Annotated in this window: 15 protein-coding genes and 1 tRNA gene; 11 read left to right on the forward strand and 5 right to left on the reverse strand. The window is 62.7% G+C overall.

All coding sequences use genetic code 11. The annotated features are described in order from the left end of the window. A partial coding sequence (locus tag ACTG4J_RS09230) for a LysR family transcriptional regulator (RefSeq protein WP_439138947.1) occupies positions 1-395 on the reverse strand: 395 nt, incomplete at its 3' end. 193 nt (positions 396-588) lie between these two features. On the opposite strand from ACTG4J_RS09230, the gene ACTG4J_RS09235 reads away from it, so the two are divergent. From ACTG4J_RS09235 to ACTG4J_RS09245, 3 genes are all read left to right on the forward strand, one after another. Beyond that, the gene (locus ACTG4J_RS09235) at positions 589-3,996 is read left to right on the forward strand and encodes an indolepyruvate ferredoxin oxidoreductase family protein (protein ID WP_439138925.1); all 3,408 of its coding nucleotides are present in this window, start codon (positions 589-591) and stop codon (positions 3,994-3,996) included. Between the two features lie 143 nt (positions 3,997-4,139). Next, positions 4,140-4,751 (forward strand): holin-associated N-acetylmuramidase, encoded by a 612-nt coding sequence (locus ACTG4J_RS09240; RefSeq protein ID WP_439138927.1) that lies wholly within the window; start codon positions 4,140-4,142, stop codon positions 4,749-4,751. Then, the gene (locus tag ACTG4J_RS09245) at positions 4,742-5,299 is read left to right on the forward strand and encodes a holin family protein (protein WP_439138929.1); all 558 of its coding nucleotides are present in this window, start codon (positions 4,742-4,744) and stop codon (positions 5,297-5,299) included. Before ACTG4J_RS09240 ends, ACTG4J_RS09245 begins: the two co-directional genes overlap by 10 nt. On the opposite strand, the gene ACTG4J_RS09250 is transcribed toward ACTG4J_RS09245, so the two are convergent. The 3 genes from ACTG4J_RS09250 to ACTG4J_RS09260 all read right to left on the reverse strand — a co-directional run bounded on the left by ACTG4J_RS09250 (position 5,251) and on the right by ACTG4J_RS09260 (position 9,229). Then, a complete protein-coding gene (locus ACTG4J_RS09250) occupies positions 5,251-6,636 on the reverse strand; it encodes a M20/M25/M40 family metallo-hydrolase (protein WP_439138931.1) in 1,386 nt (461 codons plus the stop codon). The two genes, ACTG4J_RS09245 and ACTG4J_RS09250, sit on opposite strands and share 49 nt — an antisense overlap. Positions 6,637-6,712: 76 nt before the next feature. Continuing rightward, entirely contained in the window at positions 6,713-8,872 is a 2,160-nt protein-coding gene (locus tag ACTG4J_RS09255; protein ID WP_439138932.1) for a PAS domain S-box protein, read from the reverse strand. A gap of 267 nt (positions 8,873-9,139) precedes the next feature. Continuing rightward, positions 9,140-9,229 (reverse strand) — tRNA-Ser (locus tag ACTG4J_RS09260). Between the two features lie 193 nt (positions 9,230-9,422). Here ACTG4J_RS09260 and ACTG4J_RS09265 point away from each other — a divergent pair. The 8 genes from ACTG4J_RS09265 to ACTG4J_RS09300 all read left to right on the forward strand — a co-directional run bounded on the left by ACTG4J_RS09265 (position 9,423) and on the right by ACTG4J_RS09300 (position 16,408). After that, positions 9,423-10,307 (forward strand): hypothetical protein, encoded by an 885-nt coding sequence (locus ACTG4J_RS09265; RefSeq protein ID WP_439138934.1) that lies wholly within the window; start codon positions 9,423-9,425, stop codon positions 10,305-10,307. 203 nt (positions 10,308-10,510) lie between these two features. After that, positions 10,511-11,227 (forward strand): 50S ribosomal protein L21, encoded by a 717-nt coding sequence (locus ACTG4J_RS09270; RefSeq protein ID WP_439138935.1) that lies wholly within the window; start codon positions 10,511-10,513, stop codon positions 11,225-11,227. A 13-nt stretch (positions 11,228-11,240) separates the two neighbouring features. Next, positions 11,241-11,510: a 50S ribosomal protein L27 gene (gene rpmA / locus ACTG4J_RS09275; protein WP_439138937.1), complete on the forward strand. Its 270-nt coding sequence runs from the start codon at positions 11,241-11,243 to the stop codon at positions 11,508-11,510. Between the two features lie 150 nt (positions 11,511-11,660). Continuing rightward, positions 11,661-12,200: a GNAT family N-acetyltransferase gene (locus ACTG4J_RS09280; protein ID WP_439138939.1), complete on the forward strand. Its 540-nt coding sequence runs from the start codon at positions 11,661-11,663 to the stop codon at positions 12,198-12,200. 115 nt (positions 12,201-12,315) lie between these two features. Continuing rightward, complete coding sequence (gene obgE / locus ACTG4J_RS09285; protein WP_439138941.1) at positions 12,316-13,353, forward strand: GTPase ObgE; 1,038 nt, start codon at positions 12,316-12,318, stop codon at positions 13,351-13,353. Between the two features lie 11 nt (positions 13,354-13,364). After that, positions 13,365-14,471: a glutamate 5-kinase gene (gene proB / locus ACTG4J_RS09290; protein ID WP_439138949.1), complete on the forward strand. Its 1,107-nt coding sequence runs from the start codon at positions 13,365-13,367 to the stop codon at positions 14,469-14,471. Positions 14,472-14,482: 11 nt separating this feature from the next. Further along, positions 14,483-15,052: an antibiotic biosynthesis monooxygenase family protein gene (locus ACTG4J_RS09295; RefSeq protein ID WP_439138942.1), complete on the forward strand. Its 570-nt coding sequence runs from the start codon at positions 14,483-14,485 to the stop codon at positions 15,050-15,052. 75 nt (positions 15,053-15,127) lie between these two features. Continuing rightward, positions 15,128-16,408, forward strand: a complete 1,281-nt coding sequence (locus ACTG4J_RS09300) for a glutamate-5-semialdehyde dehydrogenase (RefSeq protein ID WP_439138943.1) — start codon at positions 15,128-15,130, stop codon at positions 16,406-16,408. Positions 16,409-16,446: 38 nt separating this feature from the next. Here ACTG4J_RS09300 and ACTG4J_RS09305 read toward each other — a convergent pair whose 3' ends face one another. Continuing rightward, positions 16,447-16,770, reverse strand: a complete 324-nt coding sequence (locus tag ACTG4J_RS09305; protein WP_439138945.1) for a YciI family protein — start codon at positions 16,768-16,770, stop codon at positions 16,447-16,449. Between the last annotated feature and the right edge of the window lie 109 nt (positions 16,771-16,879).

Here is a 16,879-nt window from a genome sequence, read left to right on the forward strand (position 1 = left end):
TCGAGCAGGCGTTCCTCGAGCATCAGATCGATCTTGAGGTCGGGATATTTCTCGTAAAGCGCGGGCAGGCGCGGGGCGAGCCAAAGTGATCCGAACGCGATGGTCGTGGTCACGCGCAACTCGCCAAAGACTTCTTCCTCGCTGTCGCGGATGCGCGCGGCGGCGGCATCGAGGCGTTTGGACATGTGCTTTGTCGCATCGAACAAAAGCTCGCCCTGCTCGGTCAGGATCAAGCCCCGCGCATGGCGATGAAACAGGGTCGTGTTCAGACCTTCTTCCAAGGCGCGGATCTGTCGGCTGACCGCGGATTGTGACAGGTGCAGCGTATCGCCCGCATGCGTCAGGCTACCCGCATCCGCGACGGCATGAAAAATCCTGAGCTTGTCCCAATCCATCACAACTCTCCTTTGCGTATCGTTATCTTGGGCCTGCATGCGTCCTTTGCAAAGAGGAGGTGCCGGATTTTCTTATGTTTTTTGTAACAGCACCCCGTGTTTCCAGCGATGTGTGGCAATTTGGATAGACAGGTCAGCAATTGTTACCTATGCTTGCCCAAAATACGATCAACGCTGTCACGGGAGGCCCGCAATGGGAGTGCAGCAAGTATCGCTTGAAGATCGGTTCGATCTGTCGAAATCGCCGGTTCTGCTGACGGGCACACAAGCGCTTGTGCGGTTGATGCTGCTGCAAAAAGCGCGCGACCTTGCTGCCGGGCTGAATACCGCAGGGCTTGTGACGGGCTATCGTGGCTCTCCGCTTGGTGCGGTCGATATGCAGATGGCGCGCGCGAAATCGCATCTTGGCGCCGCCGACATCTTGTTCCAACCCGGATTGAACGAGGATTTGGCCGCAACCGCCCTTTGGGGCAGTCAGCGGGCCGAGCTTTACGGCGAGGGCAAGTATGATGGCGTCTTCGGCCTTTGGTATGGCAAGGGGCCGGGTGTCGACCGTTCCGGCGATGTGATGCGTCATGTCAATATGGCGGGCTCCTCGCGCCATGGCGGCGTGATCATGGCGATGGGCGATGATCACACGGGCGAAAGCTCGACCGTATGCCACCAATCCGATTGGGCGATGGTCGATGCCGCCATGCCCGTCGTCAGCCCCGCGGGTGTGCAGGAAATCCTCGATTACGGGCTTTATGGCTTTGCGCTCAGCCGGTTTGCCGGGCTTTGGGTCGGCCTCAAGACGATGAAGGACACGGTCGAGGCCACCGCTGTCGTCGATGGCCGCCCTGACCGGATGCAGTTTGTCGTGCCTGATTTCGCGATGCCCGAGGGCGGGCTGAACATCCGGCTCGATGATCATTGGATTGCGCAAGAAGAGCGTCTTTTCGCCCATAAGCGTGACGCCGCCGTGGCCTTTGCCCGCGCAAATCGCATGGATCAGCGCGTGCATGGCAAAGCGGGCGCCAAGATCGGCCTCGTCGCGGCGGGAAAGAATTGGCTCGATCTGATGACGGCCCTTGCCACGCTGGGGATCGATGCGGCCAGTGCCGAAGATCTTGGCGTGACCACCTACAAGATCGGCCAAACGTGGCCGCTTGATACGGAAAGTCTTTCCGATTGGGCCGAAGGGCTCGAGCTGATCGTGGTGATCGAGGAAAAGCGCAAGCTGATCGAGGTCCAAGTCAAGGAAGCGATCTTCGACGACCGGCGCGGGCGGCGCGTGTACGGCCACCGCAAAGGCAGCCAAGGCGAGGTATTGTTTCCAACCCATTTCGCGCTCGATCCCGGCGATATCGCGATGAAACTCGGCCAGATCCTGATCGAAGAGGGGCGCGGCACCGACCGTATCCGCGCGGGCCTTGCCCATGTCGATGCGGTGGCGCGTAGTGGCAATGCCCCGGATCTGGCGCAGCGCACGCCGTGGTTTTGCTCGGGCTGCCCGCACAATAGCTCGACCAAGGTACCCGAGGGCGCGCGCGCAGGCGCGGGCATCGGCTGCCATTTCATGGTCAAGTGGATGGACCGCAGCACCGAGGCCTTTACCCATATGGGTGGCGAAGGGGCCAATTGGATCGGCGAGGCACCGTTTTCGACCCGCAAGCACATCTTCCAGAATATCGGCGAGGGCACCTATAACCACTCGGGCATCATGGCGATCCGTGCCGCTGTCGCTGCGAAAACCTCTATCACCTACAAGATCCTGTTCAACGACGCCGTTGCCATGACGGGCGGGCAGGGCAATGACGGTGCGCTAGATCCTGCGCGTGTCGTGGCCGAGGTTCTGGCCATCGGTGTGCGTCATCTGGCCGTCGTCTATGACCCCAAGGAAGAGATCGATTGGTCCGCCTTTCCGGCGGGTATCGAAAAACACCCGCGTGATGATCTGATGGCGGTGCAGGAGCGCTTCCAGACGATCGAGGGTGTCTCGGCCATCGTGTATGTACAGACATGCGCCGCCGAAAAGCGTCGCCGCCGCAAGCGGGGCCGCTTCCCCGACCCCGATCGTCGCGTTTTCATCAACACCGATGTCTGCGAAGGCTGCGGCGATTGCGGGGTGCAGTCGAACTGCGTCTCGATCGTGCCGGTGGAAACCGAGCTTGGGCGCAAGCGCGCGATCGACCAATCAAGTTGCAACAAGGATTTCAGCTGTCTCAAGGGGTTCTGCCCCAGCTTCGTGACGCTGGAAGGGGCCAAGATCCGCAAACAGGCCACGGCCGAGGTCGATTTATCTGGCCTGTCTGAACCGGTTTTGCCCAAGATCGACGGTACACATAACGTGCTGGTCACGGGCGTGGGTGGCACGGGCGTGGTGACAATCGGCGCGGTCATGGCCCAAGCCGCCCAGATCGACGGCAAGGGTGTCGGCATGATCGAAATGGCGGGGCTGGCCCAGAAGGGGGGTGCGGTCTGGATTCATCTGCGCATCGCCGAAAGCCCCGACGAGATTGCCGCGATCCGCCTTGCCTTGGGCGAGGCGCATGCCGTGATCGGCGGCGATCTGGTGGTTAGCGGCGGGGCCAAAAGCCTGTCGCTGATGCGTGCGGGCCAGACGGGCGGCGTGGTGAATGCGCATGAGATCATCACTGGTGATTTCACACGGAACACTGAATTCACTATTCCAAAGAATGATTTGGAGATTGCGCTTAAAGCAAAGCTTCAAGAGCGTCTTGCGCTTTTCGATGCGACCGATCTGTCGCGGGTGCTGCTCGGCGATTCAATCTATTCCAATATGATGGTCTTCGGCGCGGCATGGCAGATGGGGCTGATCCCGCTCACCCATGACGCGATCATGCAGGCCATCGCCCTGAATGGCGCGGCGGTGGCGCCGAACCAACAAGCCTTCGAGATGGGTCGCTGGGCCGTGAGCAACCAAGAATCGGCTGCGCGATTGCTCAATGCCGAGGTCGTGGAAAAGCCCAAGTCGCTTGAGGAAAAGATCGCGTATCGTGCGGCGCATCTGACCCGGTATCAAAGTGCCCGACTGGCGCGGCGCTATCGGCGGGTGGTCGATGCCATCAGCGACCCCGTGCTGCGCGAAGCCGTGGCGAAATCCTATCACAAGCTATTGTCCTACAAGGATGAGTTCGAGGTTGCCCGGCTGCATCTGGAGACCGAGGCAAAGGCGCGCGCGCAGTTCGACGGGGATTTCAAGATCAGCTATCATTTGGCCCCTCCCTTATTGCCGGGACGGGACGCGGCGGGGCGGCCCAAGAAGCGCGAATTCGGCGCATGGATCGCGCGGGTCTACCCGGTTCTGGCGCGCCTGAAGCCGCTGCGCGGCACGCCCCTGAATCCCTTCGGCTACACCGCCGAGCGGCGGATGGAGCGGGCGCTGATCGCGCAATATGAGGCTGATATGGCCAAATGGCTGCCCGAAACGGCCGATCTTGACCCTGACGCCTTGCTTGCCTTGGCTGAATTGCCGCTGTCGATCCGAGGGTTTGGCCCGGTGAAAGAGGCCAATGTCCATAAGGCCGCGATCCGGCGCGACGAGATCCTGGCACGCTTGGCCGTCGGCACGGCAGGCGTGGCTGCGGCCGCCGAATAGGGGGGGGCGGCCCCCCGCACGGCCCCGAGGGCCGCGCTCCCCCCGGAGTATTTGGAAAGCAAAGACCGACGCGTTAACGGGTTTTTCACCCTTGCATGCGAGTGTCCCGCCCCATGATCAACCGAGCATGGAGGGGCGAACCCATGCTGTCGGTTCGATCCATCGCAGAAGATATCCTTGCCCGCGAGGGCGGCTATGTCGACGATCCCGATGATCCGGGTGGACCCACCAATTTCGGTGTGACCATTCACACGATGCGCGCCTTGGGTCTGGATCTGGATGGTGATGGGGATGTCGATGCAGCAGATGTGAAACTCATCTCGCGCGCGCAGGCGGTCGCGATTTTCATCACGCATTATTTCGAGCGTCCGGGGATCGGTCGTTTGCCCGCGGCGCTGCAGCCCAGCGTGTTCGACATGTATGTCAATGCTGGCGCCAATGCGGTCAGGATCTTGCAGCGATTATTGCGCGAGATGGACCATGATCTTGCAATCGACGGGGTGATCGGTCCGCTGACGACGCGCGCGGCCCATCGGGCGATGACGCAGGCGCCCGATCACCTGGTCGATGCCTACGGGATCGCGCGGCGCAATTATTACTACCGCTTGGCCGACCGCCGCCCCGCCAGCCGGAAATACGCCCGCCGCCGCGATGGTGGCAAGGGCGGTTGGATCACCCGCGCCGAGGCGTTCATCGCGCCGCGCTGGCATTTGAGCGAGGAGGCGCATCGCGCAAGGGTGGCGTCATGGGGTTGATCGGGCGGGCCATGGGCGTGGCGCGCGCCGCCGAGGCGATCGGGGCGGCGGCCGAAGGCGTCTCGGAGGTGTTCGTGCCCAATGCCACCCGCGCCATCGAATTGGACGCCGCGATCCACCGCGCGACGCTTGAGACCGCGATGGCCGAATTCGCGCATACAGGCGGCACATGGTTCGATGTGGCGATCAATGGTCTGAACCGCTTGCCGCGCCCGATGCTGGCGCTTGGCACTTTGGGGCTGTTCGTCTTCGCCATGGTCGATCCCGAAGGTTTCGGCGCGCGCATGGTGGGGCTGGCGCTTGTGCCTGAGCCGCTTTGGTGGCTTTTGGGGGCGATCGTGAGCTTTTATTTCGGGGCGCGGGAACTGCATTACATGCGCGCGCCGCATTTGGCGGGGCGGGTCGGGCGCGCGATCGCGCGGGGCAGGGCGGCGCCACGCCCGGTGCGCGACCCCATTGCCGAAAACCCCGCCTTATCGGCATGGCGTGCGGATGTGGATCAGCCCACGCCCAATACCGCTTTCGATGCTGCGCCCAGATCCCAGTAGAGCCCGGCCATCAGCCCTGTCGCCTCGGGGAAGATGGCGGCGGGGAGGTGTTCGTCAGGGGCGTGTTGTGAACAGCCCGGATAGGAATGGGGCACCCAGATCGTGGGGATGCCCAGCACCTCGGTGAAGATGTCGTTGGGCAGTGATCCGCCGAGCGAGGGCAGCACCACCGGCGCGCTGCCATGGGTGCGCGCAAGCGAAGCGACGGCAAAACCAACCGCTGGGTGATCGACCGGCGTGGCCGAGGCGCGAAACCTCGGGCCTTGCGCCGCGATCGTGACATCGCCATGGCCATGTGCATCGAGATGGGCGCGCAGTGCCGCGCCCAAATCCGCATCCGCAATTCCCGGCACATAGCGCAGCTGCACCACCGCCTCGGCCATATCGGGGATGGCATTGACGGGCTGGGCGATATCACCTGCTGAAAAGGCCAATATCTCGGCACTGTTCCACGCATGGATGCGCTCGGCCGGGGTAAGATCGGGCGCGCCCCATTCTGGATCGACCTCTCCACCGGCGGGGGTCAGCCCGGTCAGCGCGCGGCGCGCGGCCTCGGGAATGCTTTCCGGCACCCAGCCTGCAACCTGCAATGCGCCGCGCGCATCAGTGATCGAGGCCAGCGCATGGGCAAGTTCGAGCGCGGGGTTTTTCAACGCCCCCCCGAAATTGCCCGAATGGCGGCCGCCCATCCGACGGCGCAGCTGCAACCGAAAGCTCGCACCGCCCCTTGCGCCGAGGAACAACGTCGGTGTCGCCGCATCGATGCGCGGCCCGTCGGAAGCGATCAGCAGATCGGCCTTGAGGCGGGACTTCAACTTTTCGCAGACCTTGCGCAGGCCTGGTGAGCCGATCTCTTCGCCCATCTCGATCAAGATATGCGCATTGAAGCCAAGCGATCCCCGCGCGGCGATCACGGCCTGCATCGCGGTCATGTTGACGAGCATCTGCCCCTTGTTGTCGGCGATGCCGCGCCCGTACCAAAGGCCGCTGTCTTGCGCGACGCCAAGCACCCAAGGATCGCGCCCATCGGCCCAACGCCCCGCCATGCCGGGGACGGTGTCGCCATGCGCATAGCCCAAAACGGTTGGCCGGGTCGTGTCCTCGATACGGCTGACCAAAAGGAAGGGGTGCCCGTCCGAGGTAAAGCCCTGCATCTCGAAGCCCATGGCCGCGAAACCTTGGGCAACATGGGCGAGATAGGCGTGTCGCGGCGCGTCGGGATCGCTGGCATCCGTCGGAAAGGCGATCAGATCGGCCAAAGCGGCGCGAAAGGCGTCATCACCCGCAAGGTTGCGAGCGAGATCGACGGCCGTGTCGCGGGGCGAGGTATCGAGCATCACGATGCGTCCTTTTCGGTCGGGGGCGAAAGCGCCATACCATTTGTCGAAAGATAGCCAGTCATGGGCGTCGGCCTCAAGCCCCTTGGTCCAACGGCCATGCGATATAGAAAGTTGTTCCCTTACCCGCGGCTGTCTCCAGCGCGATGCCACCGCCGGCCGCGCGCACGATATCGGCGACAACGAAAAGGCCAAGCCCCGTACCGCTGAGTGTCTTGGTGGTGAAATACGGCTCCCATATCTTGGCACGCGTCGCATGTTCCATGCCGGGGCCGGTATCGGCGATGGCGAAAAGCGCAAAGGGTGCGCTGGGGATCACGCCGGTTTCCAGCTTCGCCCCCGTCGGGATGGCCGAGGCACGGCTGAGCGACAAGGTAATGCTTTGCGCCCCGTCACCGACCGCCTCGCGGGCATTGAGGCCGAGGTTGAGCAACACCTGCATCAGCCGCATCCGGTCGCCCATCACCTTGAGGCCATGATCACCGACCTCGGTCATGATCCGCAGACTAAGCGGCGCACCGATACGCAAGATGGCCACGGCCTCGGCAAGCAGTTCGCCCAGATCGATTTCGCTGCACTGCGATTGTCGGCGACCAAGCTGTCGGATCGGATCAAGCAGCGCCACCATCTGTCGGGCCGCGAAATGGATTTCCTCCAGCACATCGCCCTGTTTGTCGAAATGCCCTTGCGTGGCGGGGTCGGACAAATGTGAGACGAGGGCGACCAGATTGGTCAGATCATGGGTAAAGCCCGCCGCGATCAGGTTCACGCTTTCCTGACGTTGGGCGCGCTGGACATTGTCGCGCATGGCCAGCAATTCGCGCTCGGTCTTGTTGTGCGCCGTGACATCGCGACAGATCCAGATCACGCTTTGATCCGGCATTTCGGTCAGGCGGAGTTCCGCCTCGAGATCGCTGCCATCCTTGCGCCGCATCACGGCTTCGCCGTGCCACTCGCCGCTATTGTGCAATAGTTCCAAACCGAACTCATACAAATGCGCGATCGCTTCGGGCGCGAAAAGCGACGGCCAATGGTTGCCGATCAGATCGCGCGGTGTGACATGGCCCAACATGCGTGTAAGAGCGGGGTTGGCGTCGACAATCTGCCCTTTCTCATTGGTGATACAAAGACCCTCGCCCGTGGCGGTGATCGCGGCATCGCGGCGGATCAATTCCGTTTCAAGCGCTTGTTGCGAGGAGATATCAAGCAAGACGCCAGAAATCCGCGCGGGATCGTCGTTACCTCTTTGATCGGCGACACCCCCATGCAAGGCGCACCATGTCCATTCGCCCGCATGATTGCGCAGGCGCAATTCGGTGTCGAAACGGCGTTTCTCGCCGCGCAGCACCGCCTCTAGCGCGCGTTCGAAGACAGGCCTGTCTTTTGGATGCATCAACGTTTGCCAACGCGCGAAGCTGAAAGGGGTCAGATCCGCAAGCTCATAGCCCAGCAACGCGGCGAAAAGCCGATTGATCCGCAAGCTGCCTTTTGCGATGTCGAACGACCATGTGCCGACTTGCGCGCCGATCACCACATCATGCAGGTCGCGCTCGGCTTCGCGCAGGGTGGTCAAATCAACCATTTGCCGCAAACGCCCACCATCAAGGGTGTCGCGCTCGATCAATCGGAAGAAGCGGCCATCGGGCACACGGAATTCGGAGACATGATAGGGGTTGGTGCGTTCTGCCTTGCGCTTGGCGATCCAGGTGTCGACGGCCTCGGGGGCAAGGGCGATACCACCATGCGCGATGAAACGACGAAGCACCGCGTCAAAGCTCATGCCAAGGGTCAGCGGGCCTTCGGGACCGGGATAGAGATTGGCATAGGTCGGGTTGCACAGAACGAGATGGTCGGAGGCATCGTAAATACCGTAGGCATCCGTTGCGGCCTCCATCGCGGTGGCAAGGCGGGTGCGCATTTCATGCAGTGTGGCGCGGGTCAGATCAGGGTCGGGTTCATAGGTGACGATCACCTCGGGCACGCGGTCCGTGATGCGGCGTAGATCCATGCGCCGCAGGTACTGCTTGCCATCGACACCATACAGCGTCACCGGTGTGCATGGCATGCCGTCCAAAACCGATCGACATGCCCGTATCAGCTCCGGATCGGTCGCCAGCAACGCCGAACATTCCGAAATCGGGCTTTGCAGCGCATCTTGTAGCGGCGCGAAAGCGGCTGTCGCATCGGTGGATGCGTAGGCCAATGTCAGTGATTGATCGATGATCAGGACGAGCATTCTGCGTTCTTGCGTATTTTGCCGACAGTCAACAGAAATCCTTAGTTGTCAGCTTTTCACTAAAGGGCGCGTGATGTGCGTAAGCGCCTTAATTTATCACACAAATCTCAGGGTCCATCACGGCGCTGACAAGGCACAGAGAGGACCAAACTATGTTTAAGTCTGTCTTAGGTAAAACAATCAGTCACCAACTCAGGTCAAATCGCATCCGGTTTGATTGAGCAGTATTTCAGCGCACCGGCGTTGCGATATGGCAAAGCCCCAAAGTGGCGGAGAGACAGGGATTCGAACCCTGGGTGGAGTCACCCCCACAACGGTTTTCGAGACCGCCCCGTTCGACCACTCCGGCACCTCTCCGCGCTTTGGGTCAGGGTCAGTGGGCGGGGATTTAGCTGGCATGGCGTAGCTGCGCAAGGGGGCAATGGGCGTAACCTCGCCGCCAAACGTGCCCGATTGACAAAGCCGTGGTCAAATCATCGTGGAAGTGGTGGAAATCGGCCCACCGCGCACTCATTTACACGCAACCATCCCATTGCGCCGGAGTTTTGCCATGCTGCGCCGACCTTTTCTTGCCCTTGCCATCGCGAGCGTGTCACTGACGGGTCAGGCGGGCCTGGCCCAGAGCGCGCCGCCGTCGATGCAGGCGCAGACAACCCCACAAGACGCGGTGCCCGCCTCCGAATTGCGCGCGCTGCTCGCGGCCATGGGACTTTATGATATCTTGGCGATCATGGCAGCCGAAGGGCGCGACTCGGCCCCTGACCTCGAGGCGGATATGTTTCCGGGGCAGGGTGGGGCGGCATGGATGGCGACCGTGGCCAGCATCTACGCCACCGACAAGATGACCGCTGCATTCGAAGCGGCCTTGCCTGTCGCGCTTTTGTCCGACGCCCACATCGCGGCCTTGCGCGGGTTTTTCGAAAGCGATCTGGGCGCGCGCATCGCGGCAGGTGAAACTGCCGCGCGGCAGGCCTTTCTCGATCCCGAGGTCGAGCAGATCGCCACCGATCTGGCCGAGGATCGCGCGGCGCAAAACCATCCCCGCATCGCGCAGCTGACCGAATTCAACCTCGTCAACGATCTGGTCGAGCGGAATGTATCGGGCGCGCTCAATTCGAACTTCGCCTTTTTCCGCGGATTGTCGGATGGCGGCGCCTTTGCCGCGCCCATTCCCGAAGAAATGATGCTGGCGCAAGTTTGGGGTCAAGAACCCGAGATCCGGGCCGAAACCGTGCAATGGCTGTTTGCCTATCAGACGCTGGCCTACGAGGATTTGTCTGATGCCGATCTACAGGCCTATATCGACCTGTCGCGTTCGGATGCGGGCCGCGCGATCAATGCCAGCCTTTTTGCGGCCTTTGACACGGTCTTCAATGCCATCAGCCATGATCTGGGACGCGCAGCGGCGGGGTTCATGGCCGGCGAAGATACCTGAGCCGTCAAGCGCCTTGCACGCTTGACACTGCTAGGTCTTTGGGGCAAATGCGGGCTTCCGACGCCGCCCCCATCAGGGCGGTTTTGGATTTTGATGACATGACGCCCCGACCGGGGCGCGCTGCCCGAGGCGGGGATATCCCCCAAGAACACCTGTTACGACAGGGGCCACAGGGCGCGGGAAACAAGAAGGAACTGATTGCGATGTTCGCAGTCCTCAAGACAGGCGGCAAGCAATACAAGGTGCAGGCGGGTGATACCCTGCGCGTTGAACGGCTGGCGGCAGAGGCGGGTGAAACCGTCCAATTCAACGACATTCTGATGCTCGGCGGCGACAAGCCCAGCGTCGGCAGCCCGATGATCACGGGCGCGGCCGTTCAGGCGACCGTGATCGATCAGATCAAGGGCGAAAAGCTCATTCACTATGTGAAGCGTCGTCGTAAGCACTCCTCGCAGCGCACCAAGGGCCACCGTCAAAAGCTGACGCTGATCCGCGTGACCGAGATCTTGGCCTCCGGCGCTGACAAGACCGGCGTGAAGGCCGCGATCGGCACCGGTTCGTTGTCGGCCGCCGACAAGGCCGCGATGGCGCCCGCGTCCAACAAGGGTGCCGCACCCAAGGTGGCCGCCAAGGCCGCCGCCGCACCCAAGGCCGCAGCGGAACCCAAGGCGGCAGCGCCAAAGGCCGCAGCGCCCAAAGCCGCCAAGGCAGCGGTTGCCGGCAATGACGACCTCAAGAAGCTGTCGGGCGTCGGCCCGGCGCTCGAAAAGAAGCTGAACGAGGCCGGTGTCACCAGCTTCGCGCAGATCGCAGCTTGGGGCGCGGACGATATCGCGGCATTCGATGAAAAGCTGAACTTCAAGGGCCGGATCGAGCGTGAAGGCTGGGTCGATCAAGCCAAAGCGCTGATCGCAGGCTGAGGAGAGAGACGAAATGGCACATAAAAAAGCTGGTGGTAGCTCCCGTAACGGTCGCGATAGCGCGGGTCGTCGTCTGGGCGTGAAGAAGTTCGGTGGCGAAGCCGTCATTCCGGGCAACATCATTTTGCGTCAGCGCGGCACCAAATGGCACCCCGGTGCCGGTGTTGGCCTTGGCAAGGACCACACGATCTTCGCAGTTGTCGAGGGTCATGTCTCTTTCGCCAAGGGCCTCAAGGGCCGCACCTTCGTATCGGTACTCCCGGCGGCCGAGGCCGCAGAGTAGCGCCGTAGCCCGAGACGGGAAAATGTTTCGAGGGGCCGGCGCGATCGCCGGCCCCTTTCGCTTTTCGGTCACAGTCTTGTGCGATTGCTGCGCACATCCCACCTGATCGGGATGGGGCGGACGGTTTTTTAGGGTGGAGGACTTGCAGGGATGAAACAGGAAACGATTATCGCACAGCCCGTGATCGAGACGGCGCGGATGCTGTTGCGCCCCTTGCGCAATGCCGATGCGGGGCTGATGCGGCTCTATGCCGGGGATCGGCGCGTGGCCGAAATGACCACCAACATTCCTCACCCCTATCCCCCCGGCGCGGCCGAGACCTTGATCGGGCAAGCCTTGCGGGCCGATCGCGACATGTTCATCTGGGCGATGGATGCCGCCGAGACCGGAGGGGCGGAGTTTGTCGGACTGATCACGCTGACCCAGCTGGACCGCGACCAGACCGAGATCGCCTTTTGGGTCGCCCCGACCATGTGGAACACGGGCTTTGCCTCCGAGGCGGTGCGCGCGCTGATCGCGGCAAATCCACTGGCGAGCCAGACCATTTTTGCCAGTGTCTTTCAGGACAATCCCGGCTCTGCCCGTGTGCTGACCAATGCGGGGTTCGACTATCTGGGCGATGCAGAGGCATTCTCGGTCGCGCGGGGGGCCAAGGTTGCGACATGGACCTATTTGAAACGCCTCGCATAAAGGCGTAATGACGGGCTTGCGGCACGCGCCGGGGGTTTTGCACCCCCGGACCCCCGCAGGATATTTATGAAACGAAGAAGGCGCGGACCGGGTGACCGGCGCGGTCGGTGTTAGAATGAAATTCCTGGACCTCGCCAAGGTTTATATCCGCTCCGGCTCGGGCGGTGGCGGATGCGTCTCGTTCCGGCGCGAGAAATTCGTCGAACATGGGGGGCCTGATGGCGGCGATGGCGGACGTGGCGGCGATGTCTGGGCCGTGGCGGTCGATGGGTTGAACACGCTGATCGATTTTCGCTACCAGCAGCATTTCTTTGCCAAGAACGGCATTCCGGGCATGGGGCGGCAACGCACGGGTGCGGATGGCGACGATATCGTGCTGCGTGTGCCGGCGGGCACCGAGATCCTCGACGAAGACGAAGAGACCGTGATCGCCGATCTGACAGAGGTCGGCCAAAGGGTGCTCTTGGCGCAAGGCGGCAATGGCGGCTGGGGCAATCTGCGTTTCAAGACCGCGACGAACCAAGCCCCGCGTCGGGCAAATCCGGGCCAAGAGGGGGTCGAGCGTACGATTTGGCTCCGCCTCAAGCTGATCGCCGATGTGGGGCTTTTGGGCCTGCCAAATGCCGGAAAATCCACTTTCTTGGCCGCAACCTCCAATGCGCGGCCCAAGATCGCCGATTACCCCTTTACCACGCTGCATCCCAATCTCGGCGTTGTGGGTGTCGATAATGCCGAGTTCGTCATTGCCGATATCCCCGGCCTGATCGAGGGCGCGCATGAGGGGCGCGGGCTTGGCGATTTGTTCTTGGGCCATGTGGAGCGCTGCGCGGTGCTGTTGCATTTGGTCGATGGCACCGCCGAGGATGTCGCGGCCGATTACGAAGTGATCATCGGCGAGTTGGAGGCTTATGGCGGGGAGCTGGCCGAAAAACCGCGCATCACGGCACTCAACAAGATCGACGCGCTGAGCGACGAAGAGATTGCCGAGAAAGCCGCAGCGCTGCGCGCAGTCTCGGGCGGTGATGTGATGCTGATGTCTGGCGTGGCGCGCACCGGCGTGACCGAGGCACTGCGCGCCTTGCGCGCACGCATCGATGCGGGGCGGCTGCGCATGCGTGCCGGTCGCGAGGAGGTCGCGCCTTGGCGACCCTGATCGAGACCGATCTGCCCGTCTTGGATCAAGCGCGCAGGCTTGTGGTGAAAATCGGCTCGGCGCTCTTGGTCGATCAACAGACAGGTGCGCTGCGCGAGGCATGGTTGCATGCGCTGGCCGAGGATGTCGCGGCCTTGAAAGCGCGCGGTATGGATGTGATCTTGGTTTCTTCCGGTTCTATCGCCTTGGGGCGCGGCGCGCTTGCCTTGGGCCAAGGGGCATTGTCGCTGGACGAGGCGCAGGCGGCGGCGGCTGTGGGCCAGATCCGTCTTGCCCGCGCTTATGAAGAGGCGCTGGCCCCCCATGGGATCGTGACCGCGCAGATCTTGCTCACCCTCGATGACAGCGCCGATCGCCGCCGCTATCTGAACACGCGTGCGACCTTTGCTGCGCTTTTGTCGCGCGGCGCGGTGCCGATCGTGAACGAGAACGACACCATCGCCACCGATGAGATCCGCTATGGCGACAATGACCGGCTGGCCGCGAATGTGGCGGTGATGGCTGGTGCCGATATCTGCGTGCTCTTGTCAGATATCGACGGGCTCTACACCGCCAACCCGCGCGAGGATGCGAGCGCACGCCATCTGCCTGTCGTGGACAGCATCACGCCCGAGATTGCGGCTATGGCGGGTGATGCCGGGACCGGTCTGTCGAAGGGCGGCATGAAGACCAAGCTGATGGCCGCGCGCACCGCGACGGCCTCGGGTTGTGCCATGGCGATCGCCCAAGGGGGCGAGATGAACCCGCTGCGGGCCATGTCGCAAGGTGCGCGGGTGACATGGTTCACCGCCACGCTCGATCCGCAGACCGCGCGCAAGCGCTGGATCTCGGCGATGAAGCCAAAGGGCATGCTGCGACTTGATACGGGGGCGGCGGCGGCGCTGGCGCGGGGCAGCTCGCTCTTGCCCGCCGGCGTCACCGATGTGACGGGGGATTTCCACCGCGGCGATCCGGTCGCGCTCGAGGGGCCGGATGGCGCACGGTTGGGGCTGGGTCTGTGCCGCTACACCGCAGAGGAAACCCGCGCCATCGCGGGCCACCGCTCGGACGAGATCGCTGCGATATTGGGCTATCCCGGACGCGCCGCCCTCGTCCATCGCGATGACATGGCGGTCTGAGGGGGCGGGGCATGCATGGGCTTTTCTTCGACGTGCAACCCAAGCCTGGGCATATGCCGCATTATTTCGAGCATGTGAACCGGCTCAAGCCGATCTTGGCGGCGCATGAGGGGTTGGTTTTCCTCGATCGCTATCAACCACGCGAGGACAGCGGCGCGCTCTTGTCGCATCAGCTTTGGGCTGATGAGACGGCCATCGCGCGGTGGCGCGCCGATAGCACCCATCGCGCCAGCCAGGCGGCCGGGCGGCGCATCCATTTCGACGGCTACCGCATCCGCGTGGGCGAAATGGTGCTGCATCTGACGCAAGACGCAGCCGCACCCGATCGCGACCTGCCCGATGGGCGGCTATTGGTGGTCGCCTATGGGGATGCGCATGCCGGCTTGGATCTTCCCGGCGCACGGCTTTATGAAAGCGTCAACCATCCCGGAAATTGCGTGGCCTTGGCGGGTGATCGTCGCCGTACGGATGCTTTGGATCTTGCCCAACGCGCAATGGATCAAGGCGCGTGCGATCTACGGATCTTTGCCATCAATCGTGACTACAGCCTGACCGACCGGGCCGAGGCGCCGACCCGATGAGCCGCAGCACCATGGGTTTCACCTTTCTGGAAATACGCATATCTTGAACCCTCAACCCGCGAAAAGGCCGAAGCGATGCAGGATCTGACCCACGACAGCACCGATGATATCGCCCGCATGATGGCGGAAATCGGCGCGCGTGCAAAGGCGGCCGCCGCGATCCTTGCCACAAGCAGCGCCGATGATAAGCGCCGCGCGCTTGACGAAGCGGCGCGCCTGATCGGCGCGCGCGCGACAGATATTCTGGCCGCAAATTCACAGGATATGGCCTTTGGTCGCCAAAAGGGGCTGTCGGAGGCGATGCTGGACCGGTTGGAATTGACACCGGCGCGGCTTGACGCCATCGCAGCCGGTCTGCGTGCTGTCGCGGCCCAAGATGACCCGGTCGGAGCCGTGATCGCGCAATGGGACAGGCCCAATGGGCTACATATCGCGCGGGTGCGCACGCCCTTGGGTGTCATCGGGGTGATCTATGAAAGCCGCCCCAATGTCACCGCCGATGCGGGCGCGCTTTGCCTGAAATCGGGCAATGCGGTGATCCTGCGCGGTGGCTCGGAAAGCCTCCATTCCTCGAGTGCGCTGGTCGATTGCTTGCGCGCGGGGCTTTTGGCCGCTGGTTTGCCCGAAGATGCGGTCCAGCTTGTGCCGACGCGCGACCGTGCGGCGGTGCGCGCGCTTTTGACGATGACCGAATTCGTCGATGTGATCGTGCCGCGCGGCGGCAAGGGGCTTGTCGGTCTGGTCCAGGCCGAGGCGCGCGTGCCGGTCTTCGCCCATCTCGAGGGCATTTGCCATGTCTATATCGACGCCGCCGCTGATGCGGAGAAGGCGCTTCGCGTGACGCTCAACGCCAAGACCCGGCGTACGGGGATTTGCGGGGCGGCGGAATGTCTGCTCATCCACCGCGATCTGACCGAAACGATCGGCAAGGACGTGATCGCGGCGCTTGTGGCCGCGGGTGTCGAGGTGCGGGGCTGTGCCACGCTCCAATCCCTGCCCGGTGTCGTGCCTGCGACCGAGGCCGATTGGGGCCACGAATTTCTCGACATGATCATCGCCGCGCGCGTGGTCGATGATATCGATGCCGCCATCGCCCATATCCGCCAATATGGCTCACACCATACCGAAAGCATCCTGACCGAGGATGAGGGGGCGGCGGCACAGTTCTTCTCCCAGCTCGATAGCGCGATCTTGATGCACAACGCCTCGACCCAATTCGCCGATGGGGGCGAGTTCGGCATGGGCGGCGAGATCGGCATCGCCACGGGCAAGCTGCATGCCCGCGGACCCGTGGGGGCCGAACAGCTGACTTCGTTCAAATATCTGGTAACCGGCGACGGAACGATCCGGCCCTGAGCATCCGATCGCGACGACCCGACAGGGCGATGGCGGCGCTACATCTCCAGCGGCATGATTTCAGCCACTTCGACATGGCCGCCGCCTGCGACCATCGGGTTGCCGGCGGCCATTGCGCAGGCTGCATCCATATCGGCCGCTTCAATGATCGACCAACCGAATGAGGGGTTTTCGACAACATCGCTGACCCCGGCGGCGGAGACTTTGCGCGATTTGCCAACAGGTTCGCCCGCATCGAGCATCGCAGGGCCAATCGCTTCCATCCAGGCACCCCATGCGGCCATCTCGGCCTGCCCCCCCGCTTCGGTGGTGGGCGGGGTGAAATCAGGTTCGGCATGATAGATGAAGAGGAACTTCGGCATCGACATGTCCCTTTCGACGGATCGTAGGATGGTGATGCCCAACAAACGGATTGCGCGCTCATAGTCAACAGAATGACTGAATTTCCGTGTCACGCAAATGACGATATTT

The organism is Roseicyclus sp., assembly GCF_965662675.1.
Lineage (GTDB): Bacteria > Pseudomonadota > Alphaproteobacteria > Rhodobacterales > Rhodobacteraceae > Roseicyclus.

What these genes read in the sequence shown, in the direction of transcription:
- ACTG4J_RS09235 (WP_439138925.1), top strand. Translation starts at nt 589, where the DNA reads ATGGGAGTGCAGCAAGTATCGCTTGAAGATCGGTTCGATCTGTCGAAA.
- ACTG4J_RS09240 (WP_439138927.1), top strand. Translation starts at nt 4,140, where the DNA reads ATGCTGTCGGTTCGATCCATCGCAGAAGATATCCTTGCCCGCGAGGGC.
- ACTG4J_RS09245 (WP_439138929.1), top strand. Translation starts at nt 4,742, where the DNA reads ATGGGGTTGATCGGGCGGGCCATGGGCGTGGCGCGCGCCGCCGAGGCG.
- ACTG4J_RS09250 (WP_439138931.1), bottom strand. Translation starts at nt 6,636, where the DNA reads ATGCTCGATACCTCGCCCCGCGACACGGCCGTCGATCTCGCTCGCAAC.
- ACTG4J_RS09255 (WP_439138932.1), bottom strand. Translation starts at nt 8,872, where the DNA reads ATGCTCGTCCTGATCATCGATCAATCACTGACATTGGCCTACGCATCC.
- ACTG4J_RS09265 (WP_439138934.1), top strand. Translation starts at nt 9,423, where the DNA reads ATGCTGCGCCGACCTTTTCTTGCCCTTGCCATCGCGAGCGTGTCACTG.
- ACTG4J_RS09270 (WP_439138935.1), top strand. Translation starts at nt 10,511, where the DNA reads ATGTTCGCAGTCCTCAAGACAGGCGGCAAGCAATACAAGGTGCAGGCG.
- rpmA (WP_439138937.1), top strand. Translation starts at nt 11,241, where the DNA reads ATGGCACATAAAAAAGCTGGTGGTAGCTCCCGTAACGGTCGCGATAGC.
- ACTG4J_RS09280 (WP_439138939.1), top strand. Translation starts at nt 11,661, where the DNA reads ATGAAACAGGAAACGATTATCGCACAGCCCGTGATCGAGACGGCGCGG.
- obgE (WP_439138941.1), top strand. Translation starts at nt 12,316, where the DNA reads ATGAAATTCCTGGACCTCGCCAAGGTTTATATCCGCTCCGGCTCGGGC.
- ACTG4J_RS09295 (WP_439138942.1), top strand. Translation starts at nt 14,483, where the DNA reads ATGCATGGGCTTTTCTTCGACGTGCAACCCAAGCCTGGGCATATGCCG.
- ACTG4J_RS09300 (WP_439138943.1), top strand. Translation starts at nt 15,128, where the DNA reads ATGCAGGATCTGACCCACGACAGCACCGATGATATCGCCCGCATGATG.
- ACTG4J_RS09305 (WP_439138945.1), bottom strand. Translation starts at nt 16,770, where the DNA reads ATGCCGAAGTTCCTCTTCATCTATCATGCCGAACCTGATTTCACCCCG.